Here is a 19,872-nt window from a genome sequence, read left to right as displayed (position 1 = left end):
CCACAGCGAGGAGCCCCGAGATGGCCCGCACTTTCCACGACCGCCCCGCGCACCTGCAGCTCCAGCAGCGGCCCTGGATCTCCCACTTGAAGGACGGGAGCAGGAAGCCTCACCAGCAGGCGGCACACAAGCGGGACCGCGCGGCGGTCCGGCAGGCACTGCGCCTCGGCGTCGAGCCGCCGCTCCCCCAGCGCCGCTGCGTCGACTGGGAGATGCACTGAATCAGCTCCACACCAAGCGGCCTCGCCCTACGGCGGGGCCGCTTCGGCGTGTCCGGGCGCAGCGGGGCGCACGCTGTGGGGGCCGGGGCGCGCAGCAGACGGCGCGTGGTCCGGAGCGGGGAGCAGGGAGCCGGCCGAGGCACGGACCGGACCGTGGGTGCCGGTCCGAGCTGGGCTGGGCTGGGCTGGTGAAGGCCGGCCCGGCCCCTGAGAAGAAACAGGCCTCTTCCTCCGGCTATCGCGGAGAAAGAGGTGTCGTCGTGGCGAGGGGGCTTGCCCACGGGGCCTGACCAGGCACGATGGCCAAGATCGAAAAAGTGGGGGTCCCACTCCCGGTCACACCTCCGGTGCAACTCCTAGTGCACCTCTGCAGACAACCCTCCGGCCCCCTTCCGGTGCAACTGCCGCAGGGGCGCGTCGGCATGGGCTTGACCAGCTGTGCCGAGACACGTTGGCCACGGCCATGAAGAGTGCATTCGCCTACTGAACCGCTATCCGCTCAGTCGTCAAAGTGGAGTTCAGGTCGGGTCCAGAAGGTGAGGTCGCTGCTGGTGGCGACCGCCAGAGTCAGGCCGGAGGGAGAGAACCCGGCTGCGCGGAGTTCTGACGACGTCCAGGGTCCAGCCGTCTGGAGTGGTGCTGTGCAGACCACCACCGAAGAGCCCGGCGATACGCACCGGCGTGCCCTCGATCGGGCCGAGCCCGGGGCAGGTGAGCTCCGGCGACGCGTCCGGAGTGCTGGTGTCGGGGTCCGGGTCCCGATCGCGGGCGACCTTCTCGCCGGTGACCGCGTCAAGGAGTCCGTGGCCGTCGCTGGACACGACCATGACAAGGTCGTGCCCGCTGTCGGGATGGACGGCGAACCCAATGCCAAGCAGACCCCCGAGAGGCGTCCTGCGGTCCAGCACCGGCCGCCACGGCTCCGGCGCCGGCATGACGGTGGCGCCGATGTAGCGCTCGCGCAGCTTCTGCTGGTGCTCCGTGATCAACTCGTCTCCCCCAGGATGTCTGTGTCAAGATTACGAACCAGAAACGACCTCCCCAGCCAGCCTCCGGACCCATCGCGGGCACTCCGGAATGGTGACAACTGGCTTGGCCAACCGGTGACAGCCACTATGCCCGGGTCGTCGGAAGCCGCAGGCCACGAGGTTTCTTTGATGTGATTGTTCGTTGCACCGTGCATGATGTCGGCGTGCTCCTGTGAGTGGCTCTGGCAAGATTTTCGTAGCCGGAGATCATCTCTTGTCGGGGCTTGAAAGCTGACTTCGCTGCATCACAGTGACCACCAGCAGTACAGACCCATGCGGCTCGCCTGAGCACGCGAGGCCAGGCTGGCCAGGGCTTCCAGGACACCGGCCGCGGTCTCGGCATCGACCTGGCTCTGCCGCAGTTCGTCCGTCCTGGACCATGGCTCGGCGTACCGCGCGAGGTCATCCGGTGTTGCAGTGACGAGTGCCTCGATCAGCGAGTCCGACAGGCTGAACACGAAGGGGCCGTCGGCTTCCGGTGGGGACAGCAGCTGTCCGGAGCGCGGGCGCTGGCTGGCTTCCTCATAGCTGCAGCTGGTCGCGATCCCTTCCAGTTGGGCAATGGCGACCACCGGGTCGATGCCCTTCAGGGAGACCGCGTCGAGTGCGGCCTGGGCCGGGCCACCAGGCATTTGAGCCACGGCGGCAGCCTGGTCGTCAGTGGCGGCGAAGTAGTCGCACAGAGTCATGCTGCCGATTCTGACATTCACGGCTGACCGCCCACGCCGAGGCGACGAAGCATTCGTGACGACCAAACCATGGCGTCAGATTTCAGGGAACGGTGCCGAGCCCGGGAGGGTGGTCTGTCAGACCGCGTATCGGCGGCGGAGGTGGGCGATCAGGACGACGCGGTGGCGGAGAAGTGGGACGCCGGCGCGTCCGGCCATGAGACGTCTCTGCAGCTTGACGTCGGTGATGCGGCCTTCGTTGACCCCCGAGTTGTAAGGGGTGGTGATGCCCTGGGCGACGGCAGGCCGGTCTTCGCGCAGGGCCCTGGCGAGACCTGCGCGAGGGGCGAGTTCGCTGTTGGCGAGGTCCTTCAGCCAGCCTGCCAAGGGTGCGGCGTCACGGTTGTCGAGCATGGCGGCGAACCGGCGGACCAGGTCGTGGGTGAGTTTGAGTTCAGGGCAGTGGCCGAGGAGCCGGGGCAGGCGATCGTTGATATGCGGGCTGCGGTGGTGCGGATGGGTGGTGATCCAGCGGGCGGCTTCCCGCGGGGAGGGCGGTCGCTCGTGAGGCTCGTCCAGGGACAGGCCCCGCCTGAGGGGTGCGACGGCCATTTTCACGCGCTGGTAGTGGCCGAGGTAGCCCTTGCTCTGCAGTTCTTCGTGCGGGATCTTCGCGCTGTGCTGTCCCTCGTCCCAGCGTTGCTGCAGGTAGCCAAGGTAGGGATCCAGGGTGGAGGGCTTGCGGGGCAGGCGACGCACCACCTCCTGCCAGGTATGGGCCCGGGCGTACTTGCTGACGGATCGGCGGTTCAGGCCGAGTTCCCGGGCCACGGAGCTGGGGCTCCGGCCAGAACGGGTCAGGGCGTGCACCACCTCGAACAGGCGTCGGGCGTGTCGCTCGGCCCGCGTGTCCGCGGCGGTGTTCTCGGCAGTCTCCTCGACCGGTGCGGGACCGGTCTCGCTGATCGGAGGCAGGGCTGCGGGCAGGCAGCCGCGGTGGGCGGAAGCGATGTCCTGAACGCGGCGGGCGAGGCCCTGCCAGAGGTGGAAGCGGTCGCTGACCTGCACGGCATCGGGGGCGCCGACGCTGATGCCCTGCCGGTAGGCAAGGGAGCCGTCGCGGCAGGCGACCTCAACGCCTGGGTGCTGACGGAGCCACCGGCCGAGCTGTTCGGCGTCGCGTCCTTCCCAGAGTGTGAGCGGGAGCCGGGTGGTGGCGTCGACCAGCAGGGTGCCGTAGATGTTGCCGTGGAGCGCGAAGTCGTCCACCCCCAGCACCCGGGGCGTGACCAGTGCCGGAAGCGGCACCCGCATCAGCTGGGACAGGACGGTGCACCGCGAGAGCGTGACGTTCAGGATCCGAAGCATCCGAGAGCCGCCCCGGCCGGCCAGCACCACGCCGATTTCCTCGACCAGGCGCTGCAACGATGGTGTCCGCTGCTGATAGCGCACGGTCAGCCCGGGCACTTGCTCGGCGAAGGTCACCTTCGGGCAGGTCGTGGCAGGGTCTCGGCTGACCTATTGGGTGTGGGTAGCGAGGGTGGCAGGTCGGAGTGTTCCGGGGCCGTAGCGGGCGCGGTCGGTGACTGCTTCGAGGGCGAGGGCGCGGTCGTCTGCGGGGTCGAGGGTGAGTTGCTGGGTGGCTTCGTGGGCGGGGCGGAGGTCGTGTGCGCGCAGGCTGATGGCGCGGACGCGGGCGCGTTGGAGGCCGAGCTGGGCGTAGAGGTCGTGGGTGGTGGTGGCGATGGGCCGGGTGTGGGCGGTGGCTTCGGGCAGGGTGCGGGTGCGGGTGCTGTGGGTGTGGTCGGCGTAGCGGACGGTCAGGGCCAGCCCGCCCGCGGCCTGCCGTCCGTCACGCAGGCCGGCGGCGACTTCGTCGGCGAGGGAGAGCAGCGCCTGGCGGTGGGCGGCGGCATCGAGGATGTCGTGGTCGAAGGTGCGGTCGGCGCCGAGGGACTTGGCGACGGGCTGTGCCTGGACGGTGCGCGGGTCCTGGCCGTGGGCGTGGGCGTGGAGGGTGCGGCCGGTGGCGGCGCCGAGGAGGCGGACGAGGGTGGGGAGCGGGGTGTCTGCGAGGTCGCCGATGGTGTGCAGGCCGTACGTGCGGAGCTTGCCGGCGGTGGCCGGGCCGACGCCGTGGAGGGCTGCGACCGGGCGTGGGCGCAGCCACTGCTCGATGTCACGCTGGTCGATGACGGTGGTGGTGCCGGGCGGGGTGCTCGCGGCGGCCATGGTGGCGAGCATGCGGTTGGGGGCGACGGCGCAGGTGGTCTGGATGCCGTGGACGGCCAGGGTGCGCAGGCGCAGCAGGGTGGCCAGGGCGGCGGGGTCGCGTTGCCAGTACCGGAGGGCGCCGGTGATGTCGAGGTGGGCGGCGTCCGGCGGGATTGCCTGGACGCGCGGGGTGATGTCTTCGGCGAGGGCCAGGAGCTGCTCGTACAGCTCCTGCGGGGCGCCGGGGGTGAGGTGGAAGTGGGCGTGGAGGATGCGTCGCTCGTTCATGGTGGTCACCCGGGGCTTCCGGGGCTGGTGTAGCCGAGGGTGGTGAGGTCGGCGGAGCGGGTGCCGGCGGGCTGGAGGTCGGCGTAGGGGTGCAGGCGGGCGCCGCTGGTGCCGTTCGTGAGGGTCCGCTGCCGGTTGGGGGTGCCGGCGGGGGTGGGGGCGAGGTGGTCCTGGCCGAGGAGGGTGAGGACGGCTTCGGGTCCGTGGTCGCGGCGGGCGGCGGCGAGTTCTTCCAAGTTCCAGACCATCTGGCCGACGACGGTGCGGCGGGGTCCGCGGGCTTCGACGGTGCCGCGGACGAGGAGGAGACCCGAGTGGAAGACGGTGTGGGCGACGGCGTCGTGGCTGTCTTCGAAGAACGCGAGGTCGACCAGGCCGGAGCCGTCTTCGAGGGTGACGAAGATGACGCGTTTGCCGGACGGGATCGGCGGGGTCTGGGTGGAGGCGCGCACCCCGGCGACGAGGACTTTCTGTCCTGGGTGCATGGTCTTGAGGTGGGCGGCGTCGGTGGCGCCGATCTCGCGGAGCAGCCGGTGGTGGTGGGTCATCAGGTGCTGGGAGACGTCGATCTTCAGGACGTCGATCTCGGCGGTGAGGGCTTCGCGGCTGGTCATCTCCGGCAGCCCGGACGGCTCCGCGGTGACGAGTTCGCCGCCGAGGGGGAGCTGGCCGTCGGCGGGGCGGGCGCGGGTGTGGGAGTGGAGCTCGGCGGCCTGCAGGAGGAGGTCGCGGCGGGTCAGCGGGCCGCGCAGAAGGTCGAGGGCGCCGATTTGGATGAGGCGTTCGGCGATGGGCAGCGCGGGGCGGGCGCGGGTCCAGAAGTCCAGGAGGCCGTTGTAGGGCTGGCCGGCGGCGATCCGGGCGACCTGGTCCTCGCTGATGCCGCGCACCGAGGACAGCGACAGCCGCACCCCCCACCTGCCGTCGCCGGTCTGCTCGATGCGGTAGTCGGCGGCGGAGTGGTTGATGTCGACGGGCAGGACCGGGATGTCGTGGCGGCGGGCGTCGGAGACGATCACGCGGGGCGGCCACATGCCCGGGTCGTGCTCGAGGAGGCCGGCGTAGAGCGCGGCGGGGTGGTGGGCCTTGAGCCACGCCGACTGCAGCGCGGGCACCGCGAACGCCACCGCGTGAGCGCGGCAGAACCCGTACGCGCCGAACCCCTTGATGACCTCCCACACCTCATCGAGGACGGTGGGGGTGTAGCCGCGGGCGCCGGCCCCACGGCGGAACCAGGCCTCCACGGCTGGCAGGCGGTCTTTGTCGGCGAGGGCGCGGCGGGCGATCTCGGCGAGGGCGCGGTCGCAGCCGGTCAGGACGGCAAACATGTCGATGATCTGCTCGTGCCAGATCGTCACCCCGTACGTCGAGGCGAGGACGGGGACGAGGTCAGGGTGGGGGTAGTGGGGGGCGGCGCCGTGGCGGGCGGCGATGTAGAGGGCGGGCATGCCGCCCTTGACCGGGCCGGGTCGGAAGAGGGAGATGTCGGCGATGACGTCCTGGACGTCGCGGGGCTGGAGCCGGCCGACGAGGTCCTGCTGGCCGGGTGATTCGAGCTGGAACATGCCGACGGTGTCGGAGGCGCGGATCAGGTCGAAGGCGCCCGGGTCGCCGAGGGGGACGTGGTCGGGGTTGTCGAGGTCGATCTGCCGGCCGGAGGTCCGCCGGATTTCCTTGACCGCGTGGGCCATCGCGGACTGCATCCGCACCCCGAGGACGTCCAGCTTGAGCAGGCCGAGGTCCTCGACGTCCTCCTTGTCGGCCTGCACCATCGGGTACCCGCCCGGCGTCGGCTGCACCGGCAGCCGGTCCAGCAGCGCGGCGTTCGACAGGATGACGCCGCACGGGTGCATCGCGATCCCCCGCGGCAGCTTGTCGAGGCCTTCGGCCAGCTCCCACAGCGGCCCGAACTTCTCCGCCTCGGCCGCCAGCTGCTTCAGCTCCGGGAGCGTGGTGAGGGCGTCGCGGATGTCGCAGGCGCGGATGTGCGGGAAGGCTTTCGCGACCCGGTCGATGACCTGCGGGGCGATACCGAGAGCGAGGCCGGCATCGCGCAGGGCGTGCCGGGCCCGGTAGGTTTCCGGCATCCCCGTCACCGCCACCCGGTCGGTGCCGAACCGCTCGATGATCCGGTCGTAGACCTGAAGGCGGCGCGCGGACTCGACGTCCACGTCGATGTCGGGCAGCGACCGCCGGCGGACGGAGAGGAACCGCTCGAAGAGCAGGTCGTGGTCCAGCGGGTTCGCCGTCGCCACGAACAGGGCGTGGTTGACCATCGACCCGGCCCCCGAGCCGCGGGCCACGACCCGGATCCCCATCGCCCGGACGTCGGCGACGACCTGGGCGACCGCGAGGAAGTACGCCTCGTACTCCAGCTCCCCGATCACCGACAGCTCGTACTCCAGCTGCTCCACCGCCCGCCGGTCGCCGTCCAGGCCGCGCGCGAACATGCCCGCCTCGCACCGCTGCCGCAGCAGCCGCATCGCCCCGCCCGAGCCCGGCTCGGCGCCGACGACCTCCGGCTCGGGAAAGTGCGGCCGCCCCAGCCCCAGATCCGCCACCGGGTCGACCACGCACGCCTCACCGGTCCGGACGGTCTCTGCGAGCAGGCCGGCGGCCCGCCCACGGCCGGCGCCGGACGCTTCGGCAATCCGCTCGGCGGCGGCCGCCATCTGCTCGGCGCCGGTCAGCCACCGCCGGCCGCAGTCCAGCCGGCGCCGGTCGATCGGCCGCAGCAGCCGCGCCGCATCGAGGACATCGGCGATCCGGTGCTGGCCCGGATCGGCGTACCGGACCGCGTTCGTCAGCACCGCCGGAATGCCGAGCCGGTCGGCCAGGCCCAGGGTGCGGGCGGCCAGCCGCACCGACCCCGGCCCCGTGCCGGGAACGCCCCAGCACACCGTCTCCAGCCGCAGGTTCCCGCCCGCGAAGTCCCGCCACGGCGCGAGCAGCCGCTCGGCGACATCGGGCCGCCCCGCCGACAGCGCGCGCACCGGCTCCGACACCGGCCCCAGCAGCACCACCAGCTCCTCACCGGCATACCGACGAAGGTCTTCCCAGGACACCACAGGCGCTCCCCCGCCGGCACCCGCGTGCGCGGCGGACACCAGACGGCACAGCCGCCCCCACCCCGCCGCACTGCGCGCGAGGAGGGTGACGCGCAGCGGCAGCTCCACCACGTGCGCGCCGCCGCGCGCGGGAGTCCGCGGCCGCGGGGCAGCGCCGGGGCGGGCCGAGGTGTGGGGAGCGACGGCGACATCGACGCCGAAGACGGGCCGGATCCCGGCGCCCAGGGCGGCCTTCGCGAAGCGCACTGCGCCGGTCACCGTGTCCCGGTCGGTCAGCGCGAAGGTGTCGATACCGCGCTCGGCGGCACGACGCACCAGGTCATGGGGGTGGGAGGCGCCGTAGCGGGCGGAGAATCCGCTGGCGACGTGGAGGTGCACCCCACAGCCCATGACACACCTCCCGCGAACGCACAGTTTCAGCCGTTATAGCCGGATTCCATCCCTCCAAGATATCGAACTAAAATCGAACATGGCGAATCGGTTACTCCGCTGTAGGTGTGATGGAGCACGACAGTTTGCGAGTGGTGCACGACAGTTTGCGAGCGTATTCCCGGTGCCTCTCTGTAGGTGTGCCAGGTCGAGCTGGGTGTCACCTGGTCGCGATACCTGTCACCGGCGCCAGTACGGCGAGCTGTCATCATGCCGAGATGGCCCACGACATAGTGTTCTTCCTCGCTCCCGACGATGAGACTGCCGCTGCGACGCGCCTGCGGGGACCTAGTCGGGCCTTTGAGTCTGTGACCTGCCGTTTCATTGAGCCAGACAGCGCCATTGCCGAGTGGGACATGTACTTCGACGAGCCCTCGGCCGAGGTCCCGCCGCTTGAGCAGCTCCTTGGGTGGTCGTGGCCGGAGTGGGTCACCGCCCCCTTGAACGATGGCGTTGAGGTGTTCGCTCTGCCGCAGCGGTTGACCCAGGCGTTGGCCAGCGCCAGCTCCGCCGAACTGGAGGAGTTGGCAGGTCGCTGGACCACGAGGCTCAAATCTGCCGACGGGGACGATATGACCGACGATGATCTATTGGCGGTCCTGCAGGGAGTTGCCCGGCTCGCGACGTCGGCGGTGAGCACGGGTGGTGGCCTCTACAGCTGGAGCTTCTGACCGTCCGGTGGAACCCCTTCGGGCAGTGGAATCGCCGTCCGCTGGGTGACAACTGGGCTGACACCGCCCTTGCCGTGATCCTGCTCGTTTCCGCGTTCAAGCTCGCCCGTCACGAGTGAACGCCTCCGTCACCGTCACTGGTGAGCAATTTCGAATAGTTTCGGCGATCCCGCCACAGCACATGCCGTGGCTGCTCCTCTGGACCAGGCCGGTGATTCGGTCCGACTCATGCGGCCTGGACATGCTGATCGTGGAGCATGCGGGTGACGAAACGGCACCGGACCGGCTGACCCTGTCCGAGGGCTGGCAGCGGCGATGGATCACGTCGTGGCGGGTCGGCGGCGGGTCGGTGGCATGGCCGGTGAGCGACATGGGCTCGGCGCCCGTCGGCTCGTCGTCTCCGGTTCGCGGGTTCACCTGGAGGGCGAGGCAGGGACACCGGCCGGGGCTGCAGTTCATGGTGTCGACCGGCCGCCACCACGGCTTCGAGTCGCTGGAAGAGCAACGTCTGCTGCTCGCACTGGACTTCCTCCGGGTCGTGGATGTGCTGGCCCAGCCGTTTGAACTGGACTTCGAGCACGAGGGGGTACGCGCACGCCACACCCCGGACTTCCTGGCGGTGATGCCCGGCTGGGGCGGGTGGTTGTTCGACGTCCGGCCGGAGCGGCTGATCGGACCGCTCGACGCCCTGAAGTTCGCGGCGGCCCGGCACGTGGCGGAGACCGTCGGATGGCGGTATTCGGTGGTGGCCGGCTGGCGTCCGCACGTCCACAGCGTCCTGGATTTCCTGTCGTCCCAGCGTCGCCCGTTGCAGGACCCGATGCGGCTCCAGTGCCAGCTGCTGGCCGCCGTCGAGGAGGCGGGGAAGCTCACATTCGGGGAGATGGCCGGGGCAACGAAGTTGCCGGTGGTCGCTCGCGCGCACGCGACGCATCTGCTCTGGCACCGGCAGTTGGCCCCGGATCTGGGCAGTCCCTTCAACGACGGATCGCCGGTCTGGCTCGGCGCCTCACCGGGAGGGCGGCCGCGACAACCGGGGGCAGGCTGCGCGATCTCGCGTCGGCAGACGTCTGCTGCTGAACGGAGTCGAGTGGATGGTCGAGTCGATCGAGCCGCAGCTCGGTCGGTTCCGCCTGTTCCATGAGGACGGACGGAGGGAGGAGCGGACGATCCGCTGGCTGATCCAGCACCCGGACGTCCGTCAGGTCGGGGGGCGGCGGCCGGACCGGAGGAAGCGAGTCGCGGGACAGCCTCGCAGCCGGGCCGATTTGACGGAAACCCGCTTGAAGCAGGCCATGATCAGGGCAGAGCACGTGAGGGAGGCCGCGACCGGCTTCCGCGACGGCCATCCGTCCCGGGCCCGGCCCAGTGACAGTTGCCTGATTCCCAATGACCGTTGTCAAGCGTTGAAGGTGCCTACCGGGTCATGCCGATGGCACGCCGGAACCTGGCCCATAGCGAGGTCGCCGAGGTGACGCCATAGGCGTCGTCGGGAGAGCCAACGTCCTGTACCGCGAGCACCCGCTCTGCCCGGTAGTCGTGAGCGTCCCCGCGGAATGCAACGGCGCCCTCCCCGATCCCGACTACCTCGAGGAAGGTGTCCAGGGCCTTGTCGGCTTGCTGGTGCGGCTGGGTGAGCCAGACATACGAGACCCCGAGCGGATTCCCGTCGTGCTTGCTGATCGCGAAGCTGAACCCCTTCAGCCGGAACAGAACGATGTCGAGTTCGTCCAATCCGTCCCACGACCGTTCCACGTGCAGACGCAGCCGTTGAGCCACGGGTTGCACCGGCAGTGCCAGAGCTCCGATCATCAGGAACAGGGGGGCAGAGTGCTCCCAGATGCTGTACTGGTGGGCGGGGTTTTTGCCGGTGTAGTAGGGCGGTTGTGTCGCCGGCTGCCAGTCGGACTCAGGTCCCGGGACCTCGATCTCTGTCACAACAGCTCCTCCCCACGGCCCCAGCCAACTGGTGATCAACTTACCTTCACCAGTGCAGCTGGCTCTATGCGGCGCTGCTCAGGCCCGGTTGTGGTGGTTGGGCTGCCCATTGACGTTGGTCGCGGATGGACAGCCCAGCCACCGCAACCGGACCTGGCCGGCATCGCATGAAGCGCACGCCTCGTCAGCCGCGGAGGGGCTTTCGCTGACGTGCCTCGGTTGCCTGGTCGCGAACGTACGGGTCAGCGTCTGCTGCCAGCTGGTCGAGCACGGCCGAGGTTGCGGGATCTGCCGGCTCCAGAGCGGGAAGGCGGCCCAAGGCAATCGCGACCCAGGCTCGAACGCGGGGGTTCTCGTCGTTCGCGAGCAAGCGGATCTTCGGCAGGACTCGGGGTTGCTGAAGGAAGCCGAGGGAGCTGATGGCGGAGATGCGCACCTGGGGGGAAGGGTCGTCCAGCAGGTTCAACAACAGGTCGATCGCCGTCGGCTCCGCCCCGTGGCTGCCGAGCGTACCCACGACCACGCTGCGGATTCCTTCGTCCGAGTCCTGCGCAGCGTGAGCAACCAGGTCGAGATCGGCCGGTTCGGGGACGAAGCCGAGCAGCCAGATTGCCGCCCTGCGAAGGTCCGCATCGTTGCCAACGGCATACGGCAGGAGGATTATGCGCGCGGCGGCCGGATCTTCCTGCGCGAGTACATGGAGCCTCGTCGAGCGGGAGTCCTGGTCGTCACCCAAATCGCGTGAGTAAGCCTGCAACAGGGCCGCCAGGGATGTGAGGCCGGCGGTCTCGGCCAGAATCTGGGCGAGCACATGACGGGCGTACCAGTTGCCCGCTACCACGGCTGCCGCGAGATGCCGTTCCAGGTGCGGAATCAGCTCCCGCCGCCGGGCAGCTACGAGCTCCTCTTCGATTTCTGCCAGGTCGTCGAGGTCGCAGTCTGGATCTGTGAGTCCGGCCGCCAGCTCATCAGGCGCAGGGTGAGATCATCCGCTGCCCATTGGTCTTCCAATCCGTCCTCCTTGTGATCCTTCAGCCCGCGCCAAACCTGCCACTGCGTCACGGAACGGATTGTCCAACAGGCGTCTGACAACGGCGTTCGTGGCAGCCAGCGCACGCAGCCCCCCATACCCTCTCAACGTCCCCGCAGGTCTCCATGACCTTGACAAGTGCGATTGGGAATCAGTCACAGTCGGGTTGAGACTGAGCGCGATAGATGGCGCTTGAGCAGGTTAGTGGCCTTCAGGGCCAGACGTCCCCGCTGGGCGGAGTCACCGCACGCGGGCGCGACCCTCGACCGATCTGACCACGGTGGCCGGGGCCGGTGTCAGCCATCCGTCCCTTTTCCGGGAGGCGGGCGTTGTCGGCGGGGGCTGACAGGGTGCGGGCATGACGGATGATGAGAGTGCCCGCATGACGCGGATCCTGGGCGGACTGCCGCCGAGCGCCCGAGCTCTGCTGTTGGGGACGAATTGGGAGTCTCTCCAGCACGCCTACGGCTCCGGCGAGGACATACCCCTCTCGCTGTGCTCCCTCGTGGACGAAGATCCCGAGGTTCGGTCCGAGGCGTTGGCCGCGCTGGACATGGGCGTGCTGCACCAGGGCTCGCTGTACACCGTCACCGCGCCCGCAGCGCTGTTCGTCGCCGCGATCCTCGACCATCGCATGGCCCTCGCCGAGCACGAGGGGCACTTCCCGTGGGACGACGGCCCGCCGCGCACCTTGCGGGCCGCCCTGCTCGTCTGGCTGGGACAAGTTGCCGAGTCGGCCGCCTACGGAGAGGACCTCGTACGCGACCGAACCGACTGGCAGTGGGAGCCCTGGCACGACGAAACACGGCGCGAGCACGACCCGGACGAGCTCGCCGCACTACACGCTTGCCGGGAGATACGCCCCGCCTTGTACGACGCCGTCGAACCGTTCCTCTCCTCTCCCGACCCTCACGTCCGAGAGGCCGCGCTCGGCGCCGCAGTGCCGCTCCTTGCCGCCCCAGGGCTCGCCGACAAGGTGCCGCAGGCCGCCACGCTGCTGCGGGCACATCTGGGCACCGCATCGGGGCGACGGGAACGAGCGAGTGTGGCGCGGGCGCTCGCCGTGTGGGGAATGAACACCTCCGACCTACTCACCGACTCCGACCCGGCTGTGCGGGTCTGCGCCGCGCTCGGGCCCGCCCAAGTAGATCGGCCACGCGCTCTCGCCGTCCTCCTCGACGCCCTTCGGGACCCGCAGACAACGGACGGATGGTTCCCCGAACCGTTGCCCGGGCTCGACGGGTGGTTCCGGTTCACCGTGCTGCGCTCCGCGCTCGCCCTGGCTGAAGCCTTTGAAGAGGTGGCACCGGTGACGGTCGCTGTCGTGTCCGCGGGGGGCACGTCGGTCGTCGACTTCGAGCGCGGGCCGATCCTGCTCAGAGCCTTTGCCGGTGGCTACGACCCGGCCCACCCGCTCTCCTGCGCCCAACGCGACCTGCTGCGGGCATTCGTGGACACGGACGAGGCAACGGGCGGAATCAGCCGGAACGTGTTGTGGTTCCGTGCAGCTGGGCTGCCCGACAACCGAGAGGGCATCGCCGCGTTGCTGTGATCGCCCCCGATGCGGCAAGGGCTGAGCGTCGTGGTTGGCCGGACAGGCCAACCACGACGCTCGGTCACAGGTAGCGCGAGCAGGCTCCCGCCTGGGGCGATGCCGGAATCGGTATCTAGGCTCGGGCGCTATGACCAGTGATCTCGGGTTCGTGTGCTCGTGCTGCGGGGCCCGCCTCTCTGAGCTCCCGGCCTCCACGAGCGGACCCGTGTCCCGGCGCGGCGATGGCTCGCGTGAACCCTTCCGCACGAACGGACCCTGGTCGACTTGGACACCGCTGCGGCGAACGGCAAGCACGGCGGCCGCCCGTCGGCCGTCGACGGCGACATGCTCGCCGGCGCTCTGCGCCGCCGCGACGCGAAAGATTCGGTCACCGCCATCGCCAGGCACCTCGGCATCGGCCGGTGCACCCTGTACCGCACCTTCGCCGCGTACGACAGAGCCATCGCCACCGGCCAGGAACCGGCGGAGGGCCCACAACCTCGGCTGCGGACTCCTCAACGGATGCCACACGGTGCTACCGCTACCGCAGGACGGGGCAGTTCGCAGCCTCGTACTCATCCGCGATGGTGAAAACGCTGGCACAACTCGGACACTCGGCTTTGCCGAAGAGATGGCAGATCCCCTCGGCGAGCGCGTCTTCCCCATCGCGTACCGCGATCTCGTACATCCATCGGCCGACACCCGAAAGGTCCTCGGCAGGACTCGGCCGCAGGTCACGCCGGTCTGTGTCACCCAGCTCCCAGTCCCGGATCGCCGTGTAGCGGCCATAATCGCCGATGGCGATGGTCACCTCCGCCGCGCAGTGTGGGCATGGCAGCTCGTAGAAGTCGTCGCCGAAGTCCCCCAAGACGTTGGCCCAGTGGTACTGCTCCCGGACCGCGAGCAGCGCGCGGAAGGTCACCAGGTAGTCGGCCGGCCGCGACTGCAAGTGCCGGTCCAGGAGGGCGCCCAACTCGATGATCACTTCTGAGCTCCCGGCCAGCAGCTCGTCGCCATCGTGGTGACTCGCCGCTCGTTCCATGATCGCTCCGGCCAGGTGTCGGGCCTTCATGCTGCCCGCGGCGAGGCGCACCAGCCAGGGCAATGCCGCGAGGCTGGCCGGCGACAGCAGGTCATGCTCAAGGATCAGCCGGTACCCCAGCTCGTTCCACGCTTCGGCGTCGTCCTCACGCTCCACCAGAGCCAAAAGATCGGGTACACGGCCCACGTCCAATCGGCAGTCGTACATCTGTGCCCAGTTCACCACCCAGGCATTGAACAGTCCCGCGAGCTGCGAGTCGCCCCCGGCCCCGGCGCTGCCCCCCGAGGCACGTCGTCGACTTCGTGAGGTGTCCGTGGTGACCGCGTGATCAGCCGACTTCAGGTGCCGCGCCAGGTGGAACAAGCTCCTCCGTGATGACACGCCGGATGTGGCCCACCCACGAATCCGGCGTCAGCGAGGACCATTCGACGTCGATCTCAACGCCGTGGAATATGCGGGTAAGATCCGCAAACTGCGTGAAGACAGCCGTCTGTACGTCCTCAAGGGCCGCGCCGGCAGGCATCGGGACCTTGCCGCATCCGCCACCCGAGTCGTCGGCGATGAACGTGTAGGGCCATACGTCATGCCCAGTCAGCAGGATGATCTCCTTCGGTATACCGAAGGAGGGCCGCTTCTTCTCCGTCTTGGGTCGTCTCGCCACGGTGCCATCCAACCTGACGGCCCGAGGGGTCAAACACCCAGCATGCACACCCCTTCCAAGAGCTGAGGACCGTCCCACTGACACAACCCTGCGCGCCACTGACATCCACTCTGCGCACGACAGCGGGTGTTGTGGGTGCGGTGGGCGACCCGGTCCGGATTGTGTCCAGGCGTCGGTAGGGCACGGTTCAGGGCGTGGTACGGGGGCGCTTCGTGCCCTTGCGGCCGTCGCGCAGAGCGGCGAGGAGTTCTTCGGGCTCGGGCCGCAACCCGCTGCCCAGGTAGCGGATCCCTTCGCCATCGGGCGGGGTGTCGGTGTCCTTGCCGATGGGGTGCCGGCGGCTGGTCGAGGTGCGCCATCCGTAGCGGGAGTCCCACACCGCAGCGGCAGCCGGCTGGTCGGTGTCGAGCATCACGGCGGCGGCGACGGCGCCTCCGTCGAGCTGGCGCATCTCGACCTGGGCCTGCTGGGCGATGCCGGCCGCGGCCAGGACGTCGGCGGTGTGCTGCAGGTAGGGCTGGGCGCCGCGGGCGCGGAGCTCGCGCTCGGCGAACGTGATGGCGGCGCGGTGGGTGATGGCGGGGTAGCCCAGCTGGAGAGCGGCGTCCTTCAGGTCGAGGCCGGGCTGCTTCTCGACGAGGTCGGCGATGCGCCGGCCGCGCAGGGTGGCCAGGCCGGACTGCGCGGTGGGGAACTTGGTGATGCCGAGGGTGTCGGAGACGGTCTCAACGGTGACGGCGGGGTCGGCGTCCAGGAGCTCGGCGATCCGCGGCAGGATCTGGTCGCGGGGGATCATGTCGCCGCTGCCCTCGCGGCGGCCGCCGCCGGCGCCGCGGCCGGGCCGGCTGTCCTTGTACGCGAGGACCAGGCGGCGGGGCCAGTGCTCGGTGCCCTTGGGGCCGGCGGGCACGAGGACCGCGCCGGCAGCCAGGGCCGGGTCCTTCTTGTACGTGTTCCAGGTGACGGGTTCGATGCCGAGCACCTGGGCGGCCTCGTGGCGGTCGAGGAGGTCCTCGTCGTGGTCGACCTGGGGCAGCTCGGGGATGGGCTCGCCGGCGTAGAAGGCCTTGGTCTGCTCCGAGTCCCAGAGCTGGTTGCGGGCGTCGGGCGAGCTGATCGGCGCCGGGTGGCCTTCCGCGGCGTAGGGCTTCTGGTTTCGGAGCGTGGTGACCTTCTTGCCGAGGGCGTCGGCGAGGTCGGACATGGTCTGGACGTACGGCAGGCGTCCGGCGCGGATCACGTGCGTCTCCTTCATCACGGGGCGGGGGGCTCGTCGCGCCCCACCGGCGGGGATTGTCAGTCGGTAGTGGGGTCAGGCACGCAGAACGGGTTGCACGGCTCGCCGGCCTCGGCGCCACATCCGCCGCAGGGCCGGGCGGCCGCCTCGATAAGCGGGCGAAGGTGGGCGAAGGCGCTGCCGGCGGTGGTGTGCGGGGTGAGGCGGCCTCCGGCAATGAGGTACAGGGCGTGGGGCGGGTTGCTCGTGGTGCGCACCCGGATACCGGTGGTGTCGCCCGGGCCAGCGGCCAGGCCGGGAGCCGCGAGGACTCCCGCGGCGGGGACGGCGGTGATGCCGGCCTCGGCCAGGAGCTCGGCGAGGTGGGCCAATTCGGCTCCGACGGCCGCGGCGGTGGCCGGCCACGCGGATGCGGCGGCCGCGGGCTGCGTCGCGCTGCCGGCGGGGTGGGTGGGGGCGAGGGTCATGGGGCCTCCTGGGTCGGGTGTGTGTCCGGTGCCGCGGGCTGCCACCACCCGCTCACAAGACAACATTACCTAGCTTGCATCATTGATGGCAAGTGACCGGATCCGCAACACCGCCTCGTACGGATACACTCGGAAGCGAGATACGCCTCTCGGGTCTCCCGGAGTGTGTGTTTTCGGTTGGCCGGCGCCCTTGCCACCCGCCTCGGCGGAAGTGGGCGCCGGCCGCTTTCGTCTCCGCCGGCCGCAGAACGCCCCGTGCAGCGGCCGGTCTCCGCACCTCTTCGCCTTCCGGGTTCCGGTGGGGCGCGCCTGCGCTAGCCTCGTTGCAGCATCTACGACGTGGAGGTTGCGATGCGGATCGTGTTCGACCCGGCCGAGCAGGAGGCCCTGCGGGCCGACGCGCGGGAGATGGCGGACGGCGACCCTCGGATCGCCTACGTCCTGGAGCGCCTGGCCGGTGAGGGTGTCGACCTGGACGCCGTCACCTCCTGGGAGGAGCTGCGGGACAAGCTCGGGCAGCCCCCGCTCGACGATTCCGCTCCCACCTCGCACGTCGCCTGATGGGCCGACACGCGCCCAGGCGCGCGCGGATCGTCTTCTACGACGTGGCGCAGGAGCAGATCGAGAAGATGACGGAGGCTGAGCGGCTCCGCCTCGACCCGGTGCTGGTGGCCGTCTCGAAGGATCCGGAGATCGGCGTGCTGTCGAAGCACGGTGCGATCCGTGAGCACCGCGAGGGCGGCGTCCGGATCCTGTACGTGCCGACCGCCCTGGGCACGCTCGTCCTGGTCGCCTATGTCGAGGCGGACTGACCGAACAACACCATCAGCACCGTCCCCCCAAGCCCACCTGCAGCAGAGCCCCGGAACCAGACGTCCGGGGCTCTGCTCATCGGGGCCGGGCTTCGCGGCACCCCTCTCCGAGCGCGACCACAAAGAGCCGCGCTTCCCGACCAGTTCACCAGCACAGCACTCAGTGAGCTCTTTCCAACTTCACTCTGAGCTGGTCAGGGCGAGGACGGCTTGGGCGAGTGCGGTGATGCGGGCCGGACGGCGGCTTGCACGAGCACCGAGTTGGTCACGGGTGGACGCCCGCCTGCGCAGCCAGATACTCGACGCCGCGGTGGCCGGACTGCTTGGACACGTGGACGTGGACGGCGTGTCGGCCGGACGGCAGTGCAGGGTCGGAGTGGTCGCCGCGGAAGGCGACCTGTACCGCGTCGTGGCGGGAGTCGTGCAGGCCGCGCTCGGGTCTGTCCGGCCAGCGGCCCGGCCATACGAGGAAGACCGCGCTGCCGTTGTCGCCCAGTGCCGCGATAACCCGGTCCTCGGCCGTCCCCGGTGCGAACCGTGCTGACATTTCGAGCGGCAGGTGTGCCTCCAGTTCACGGTCGTCCATGACCGACACGTCCGGTTCGCAGTCGCCGGCGCCGCAAGAGGGTCGGGTGCCAGGGTAAGGGTGGTGCACAAAGCGGGAGTTCGGTAGCGCCGCCGCCATGCGGCGGACCTCGTCGACGGTCTCCAGGTGCGTCAGCAGTTCCGCCTCCTCGCCGCGGTGTTCCATCAGCGCGCACAGTCGCATGGCCTGGCGGTACGCGTCGGCGGCGTCAGCGGTGACGTGGACACAGCGTGAGTAGCCAGCCAGGCAGTCTTCGCACATGTCCGCATGGTGCCACCCGCTGTTCCGGACTGTCACCCGGAATGATCGGCGGACTCCGATGCCGAGGGGCGGCCCGGCATGGCTCCCACAATGCTTTGACGAGCAGGGCGTACAAGCGGTGCAGGCCGATGGTGTCGAGGTGGAGAGAGCCCGTCGCGAGCAGGCCGCCGACCGGGGTCTTGAGGAACTGAGTCGACTCCAGCCCGAACAGACGCGTGGACCAGTTGGGCTGACAGACAGGTGAAGCCCCTGCTAGGGCGTTTCTTACCGATCATCGGATCGTTGGTCTGGCCGTGCCGTTGACTGACGCGCAGTGGGCGCGGATAGAGCCGTTGTTGCCGGACCGGACACCGAGGCGGGGCGGGCGGTGGCGCGATCACCGACAGGTGATCGACGCGATCGCCTGGAAGTTCCAGACCGGCTCGCAATGGGTGCACCTCCCCGCGGAGTACGGCTCGTGGAAGGGCGTATACACACGGTTGAGGAACTGGGCGATCGATGGCACCTGGGATCGCGTCTTCACTGCCCTGCTCGCCCAGGCCGATGCGGACGGCGAGCTGGACTGGGTCGTCGCGGTCGACTCCACGATTGTGCGCGTGCACCAGAACGGCGCCGGGGCCCGTAAAAAGGGGCCCCGGCTGATGAGCCCGCCGACCACGCGATCGGACGGTCGCGTGGTGGGGTGACCACGAAGGTCCATCTCGCCCCTGACAGTCGCTGTCGCCCGCTGTGTTTCGTGCTCACGCCCGGCCAGGCCGGAGACGCGCCGGCGTTCGATCGCGTGATGGCTGCCATCCGGATCCCACGTCGTATCGGCAGGCCCAGGACCAGGCCCTTCATGGTGCTGGCCGACAAGGCGTATTCGTCACGAGCCATCCGGGACCTTCTGCGAAGGCGCGGAGTACGGACTGTGATCCCGCAGCCTGCCGACCAGATCGCCAACCGCAAGCGCAAGGGTCGCAGCGGCGGGCGCCCGCCCGGATTCGACCGCGAAGCCTACAAGCAGCGCAACACCGTCGAGCGCTGCATCAATCGCCTCAAGCAGTGGCGCGGCCTGGCTACCCGCTACGAGAAAACCGCCACGGTCTACCGCGCCGGTCTCCTCCTTGCGGGCATCTTCCTCTGGTCCGCCCGCTGATGAACAGCCAGCTCAGGGGCGGAGACATTCGCCCTGCGGATCGAAGCAGACGAGGCCGTGCTCGCGGGCCAGTTCAGCGGCGTACTCGGACACTTCCTCGGCCTTGGCGTAAGACATGACCAAGTACACGATCGGGCCCGATGCCTCATCGATGACCGGTGTCGACGCCCACACGACGTTGTGGTCGACGTCATCCGGGTACCGCGCGACGAGGGCATCCACGTACGCCACGATGCGCGGCGCCGGAGGCACAACGACATCGTCCGACTCCAGGTAGCGCTCGTAGAACCCGTCATACATCGAGCCCGCTTGGCGGTCATCGACTGGACGGTCACCGTCCCATACAGCAAGGTCATAGCTCACAGACGCATCGTTGCAGGCGGCAGTTCTGCCAACGCGAGCAGGTCTGCACTCGAATCTCCGCTCATGATCCGTAAGAGAGCTCCTAAGGGCTGTCCCGTAAATGATCTTCGGGTCATCTCGGGCATGGCTGATCACGGTGAAGCCCGTTGGCCTATCCGGCGAGAGCGAGGTTATGCATCCGGGCGATGCCGAGCATCGCGTGATGGACACCGTCTC

General features: G+C 69.6%; 20 protein-coding genes and 2 pseudogenes. 8 read left to right on the top strand and 14 right to left on the bottom strand.

The features are described 5' to 3' along the window. Positions 1-20: 20 nt before the first annotated feature. Positions 21-221: a hypothetical protein gene (locus E6U81_RS37365; RefSeq protein WP_136234440.1), complete on the top strand. Its 201-nt coding sequence runs from the start codon at positions 21-23 to the stop codon at positions 219-221. Between the two features lie 499 nt (positions 222-720). Here E6U81_RS37365 and E6U81_RS37360 read toward each other — a convergent pair. The 5 genes and pseudogenes from E6U81_RS37360 to dnaE form a co-directional block, all read right to left on the bottom strand. Continuing rightward, positions 721-1,210: pseudogene (locus E6U81_RS37360) on the bottom strand (hypothetical protein). A 284-nt stretch (positions 1,211-1,494) separates the two neighbouring features. Next, positions 1,495-1,938 carry a hypothetical protein gene (locus tag E6U81_RS37355; RefSeq protein ID WP_206310120.1) on the bottom strand — a complete coding sequence of 148 codons (444 nt, stop codon included), beginning with the start codon at positions 1,936-1,938 and terminating at the stop codon, positions 1,495-1,497. 117 nt (positions 1,939-2,055) lie between these two features. Next, a complete protein-coding gene (locus tag E6U81_RS37350; RefSeq protein WP_168714855.1) occupies positions 2,056-3,402 on the bottom strand; it encodes an ISL3 family transposase in 1,347 nt (448 codons plus the stop codon). Between the two features lie 33 nt (positions 3,403-3,435). Next, on the bottom strand, positions 3,436-4,419 hold the full coding sequence (locus E6U81_RS37345) for a hypothetical protein (protein WP_136234439.1): 984 nt from the start codon (positions 4,417-4,419) through the stop codon (positions 3,436-3,438). A 5-nt stretch (positions 4,420-4,424) separates the two neighbouring features. Beyond that, a complete protein-coding gene (gene dnaE, locus E6U81_RS37340; RefSeq protein WP_136234438.1) occupies positions 4,425-7,877 on the bottom strand; it encodes a DNA polymerase III subunit alpha in 3,453 nt (1,150 codons plus the stop codon). 257 nt (positions 7,878-8,134) lie between these two features. On the opposite strand from dnaE, the gene E6U81_RS37335 reads away from it, so the two are divergent. Next, positions 8,135-8,587, top strand: coding sequence for a hypothetical protein (locus E6U81_RS37335; protein ID WP_136234437.1), 453 nt, complete (start codon positions 8,135-8,137; stop codon positions 8,585-8,587). Positions 8,588-8,702: 115 nt separating this feature from the next. Continuing rightward, positions 8,703-9,731: a TnsA-like heteromeric transposase endonuclease subunit gene (locus tag E6U81_RS37330; RefSeq protein WP_240804248.1), complete on the top strand. Its 1,029-nt coding sequence runs from the start codon at positions 8,703-8,705 to the stop codon at positions 9,729-9,731. A gap of 272 nt (positions 9,732-10,003) precedes the next feature. Here the strand turns inward: E6U81_RS37330 and E6U81_RS37325 are convergent, their stop codons facing one another. The 3 genes from E6U81_RS37325 to E6U81_RS40320 form a co-directional block, all read right to left on the bottom strand. Further along, positions 10,004-10,525, bottom strand: coding sequence for a hypothetical protein (locus tag E6U81_RS37325; protein WP_136234436.1), 522 nt, complete (start codon positions 10,523-10,525; stop codon positions 10,004-10,006). A 184-nt stretch (positions 10,526-10,709) separates the two neighbouring features. Then, a complete protein-coding gene (locus tag E6U81_RS37320) occupies positions 10,710-11,336 on the bottom strand; it encodes a HEAT repeat domain-containing protein (RefSeq protein WP_168714854.1) in 627 nt (208 codons plus the stop codon). An 83-nt stretch (positions 11,337-11,419) separates the two neighbouring features. After that, a complete protein-coding gene (locus E6U81_RS40320) occupies positions 11,420-11,587 on the bottom strand; it encodes a hypothetical protein (RefSeq protein ID WP_168714853.1) in 168 nt (55 codons plus the stop codon). A 326-nt stretch (positions 11,588-11,913) separates the two neighbouring features. Between E6U81_RS40320 and E6U81_RS37315 the strand changes: the two genes are divergently transcribed. Together E6U81_RS37315 and E6U81_RS37310 are read left to right on the top strand one after the other, a co-directional pair. Beyond that, complete coding sequence (locus E6U81_RS37315; protein WP_240804247.1) at positions 11,914-13,107, top strand: hypothetical protein; 1,194 nt, start codon at positions 11,914-11,916, stop codon at positions 13,105-13,107. A gap of 267 nt (positions 13,108-13,374) precedes the next feature. Beyond that, complete coding sequence (locus tag E6U81_RS37310; RefSeq protein WP_136234434.1) at positions 13,375-13,680, top strand: helix-turn-helix domain-containing protein; 306 nt, start codon at positions 13,375-13,377, stop codon at positions 13,678-13,680. Here the strand turns inward: E6U81_RS37310 and E6U81_RS37305 are convergent. The 4 genes from E6U81_RS37305 to E6U81_RS37290 all read right to left on the bottom strand — a co-directional run bounded on the left by E6U81_RS37305 (position 13,631) and on the right by E6U81_RS37290 (position 16,496). Beyond that, on the bottom strand, positions 13,631-14,494 hold the full coding sequence (locus E6U81_RS37305) for a hypothetical protein (RefSeq protein ID WP_136234433.1): 864 nt from the start codon (positions 14,492-14,494) through the stop codon (positions 13,631-13,633). The two genes, E6U81_RS37310 and E6U81_RS37305, sit on opposite strands and share 50 nt — an antisense overlap. Then, positions 14,460-14,792 (bottom strand): hypothetical protein, encoded by a 333-nt coding sequence (locus tag E6U81_RS37300; RefSeq protein WP_136234432.1) that lies wholly within the window; start codon positions 14,790-14,792, stop codon positions 14,460-14,462. The genes E6U81_RS37305 and E6U81_RS37300 overlap by 35 nt, the downstream gene beginning before the upstream one ends. A gap of 187 nt (positions 14,793-14,979) precedes the next feature. Continuing rightward, positions 14,980-16,032: a DUF6292 family protein gene (locus E6U81_RS37295; protein WP_136234431.1), complete on the bottom strand. Its 1,053-nt coding sequence runs from the start codon at positions 16,030-16,032 to the stop codon at positions 14,980-14,982. 56 nt (positions 16,033-16,088) lie between these two features. Then, the gene (locus tag E6U81_RS37290; RefSeq protein WP_136234430.1) at positions 16,089-16,496 is read right to left on the bottom strand and encodes a hypothetical protein; all 408 of its coding nucleotides are present in this window, start codon (positions 16,494-16,496) and stop codon (positions 16,089-16,091) included. A gap of 339 nt (positions 16,497-16,835) precedes the next feature. Between E6U81_RS37290 and E6U81_RS37285 the strand changes: the two genes are divergently transcribed. Then, complete coding sequence (locus tag E6U81_RS37285; RefSeq protein WP_136234429.1) at positions 16,836-17,057, top strand: hypothetical protein; 222 nt, start codon at positions 16,836-16,838, stop codon at positions 17,055-17,057. Further along, positions 17,057-17,308 (top strand): hypothetical protein, encoded by a 252-nt coding sequence (locus E6U81_RS37280; protein ID WP_136234428.1) that lies wholly within the window; start codon positions 17,057-17,059, stop codon positions 17,306-17,308. Before E6U81_RS37285 ends, E6U81_RS37280 begins: the two co-directional genes overlap by 1 nt. A 265-nt stretch (positions 17,309-17,573) precedes the next feature. Here the strand turns inward: E6U81_RS37280 and E6U81_RS37275 are convergent, their stop codons facing one another. Beyond that, on the bottom strand, positions 17,574-18,155 hold the full coding sequence (locus E6U81_RS37275) for a hypothetical protein (protein ID WP_136234427.1): 582 nt from the start codon (positions 18,153-18,155) through the stop codon (positions 17,574-17,576). Between the two features lie 287 nt (positions 18,156-18,442). On the opposite strand from E6U81_RS37275, the pseudogene E6U81_RS37270 reads away from it, so the two are divergent. After that, positions 18,443-19,293 (top strand): annotated as a pseudogene (locus E6U81_RS37270) (IS5 family transposase). A gap of 12 nt (positions 19,294-19,305) precedes the next feature. Here the strand turns inward: E6U81_RS37270 and E6U81_RS37265 are convergent. Further along, positions 19,306-19,656 carry a hypothetical protein gene (locus E6U81_RS37265; protein ID WP_136234426.1) on the bottom strand — a complete coding sequence of 117 codons (351 nt, stop codon included), beginning with the start codon at positions 19,654-19,656 and terminating at the stop codon, positions 19,306-19,308. Positions 19,657-19,872 lie beyond the last annotated feature (216 nt).

This window comes from Streptomyces sp. A0592, assembly GCF_004795115.1.
Lineage (GTDB): Bacteria > Actinomycetota > Actinomycetes > Streptomycetales > Streptomycetaceae > Streptomyces > Streptomyces erythrochromogenes.
Note: the sequence above shows the minus strand (reverse complement) of the source record. Positions and strands in the feature narration are given on the sequence as shown.

Bases quoted from the DNA above. Each gene is read 5' to 3' on its own strand.
- E6U81_RS37365 (WP_136234440.1), top strand. From the start codon at position 21: ATGGCCCGCACTTTCCACGACCGCCCCGCGCACCTGCAGCTCCAGCAG.
- E6U81_RS37355 (WP_206310120.1), bottom strand. From the start codon at position 1,938: ATGACTCTGTGCGACTACTTCGCCGCCACTGACGACCAGGCTGCCGCC.
- E6U81_RS37345 (WP_136234439.1), bottom strand. From the start codon at position 4,419: ATGAACGAGCGACGCATCCTCCACGCCCACTTCCACCTCACCCCCGGC.
- dnaE (WP_136234438.1), bottom strand. From the start codon at position 7,877: ATGGGCTGTGGGGTGCACCTCCACGTCGCCAGCGGATTCTCCGCCCGC.
- E6U81_RS37335 (WP_136234437.1), top strand. From the start codon at position 8,135: ATGGCCCACGACATAGTGTTCTTCCTCGCTCCCGACGATGAGACTGCC.
- E6U81_RS37315 (WP_240804247.1), top strand. From the start codon at position 11,914: ATGACGGATGATGAGAGTGCCCGCATGACGCGGATCCTGGGCGGACTG.
- E6U81_RS37290 (WP_136234430.1), bottom strand. From the start codon at position 16,496: ATGACCCTCGCCCCCACCCACCCCGCCGGCAGCGCGACGCAGCCCGCG.
- E6U81_RS37280 (WP_136234428.1), top strand. From the start codon at position 17,057: ATGGGCCGACACGCGCCCAGGCGCGCGCGGATCGTCTTCTACGACGTG.
- E6U81_RS37275 (WP_136234427.1), bottom strand. From the start codon at position 18,155: ATGTGCGAAGACTGCCTGGCTGGCTACTCACGCTGTGTCCACGTCACC.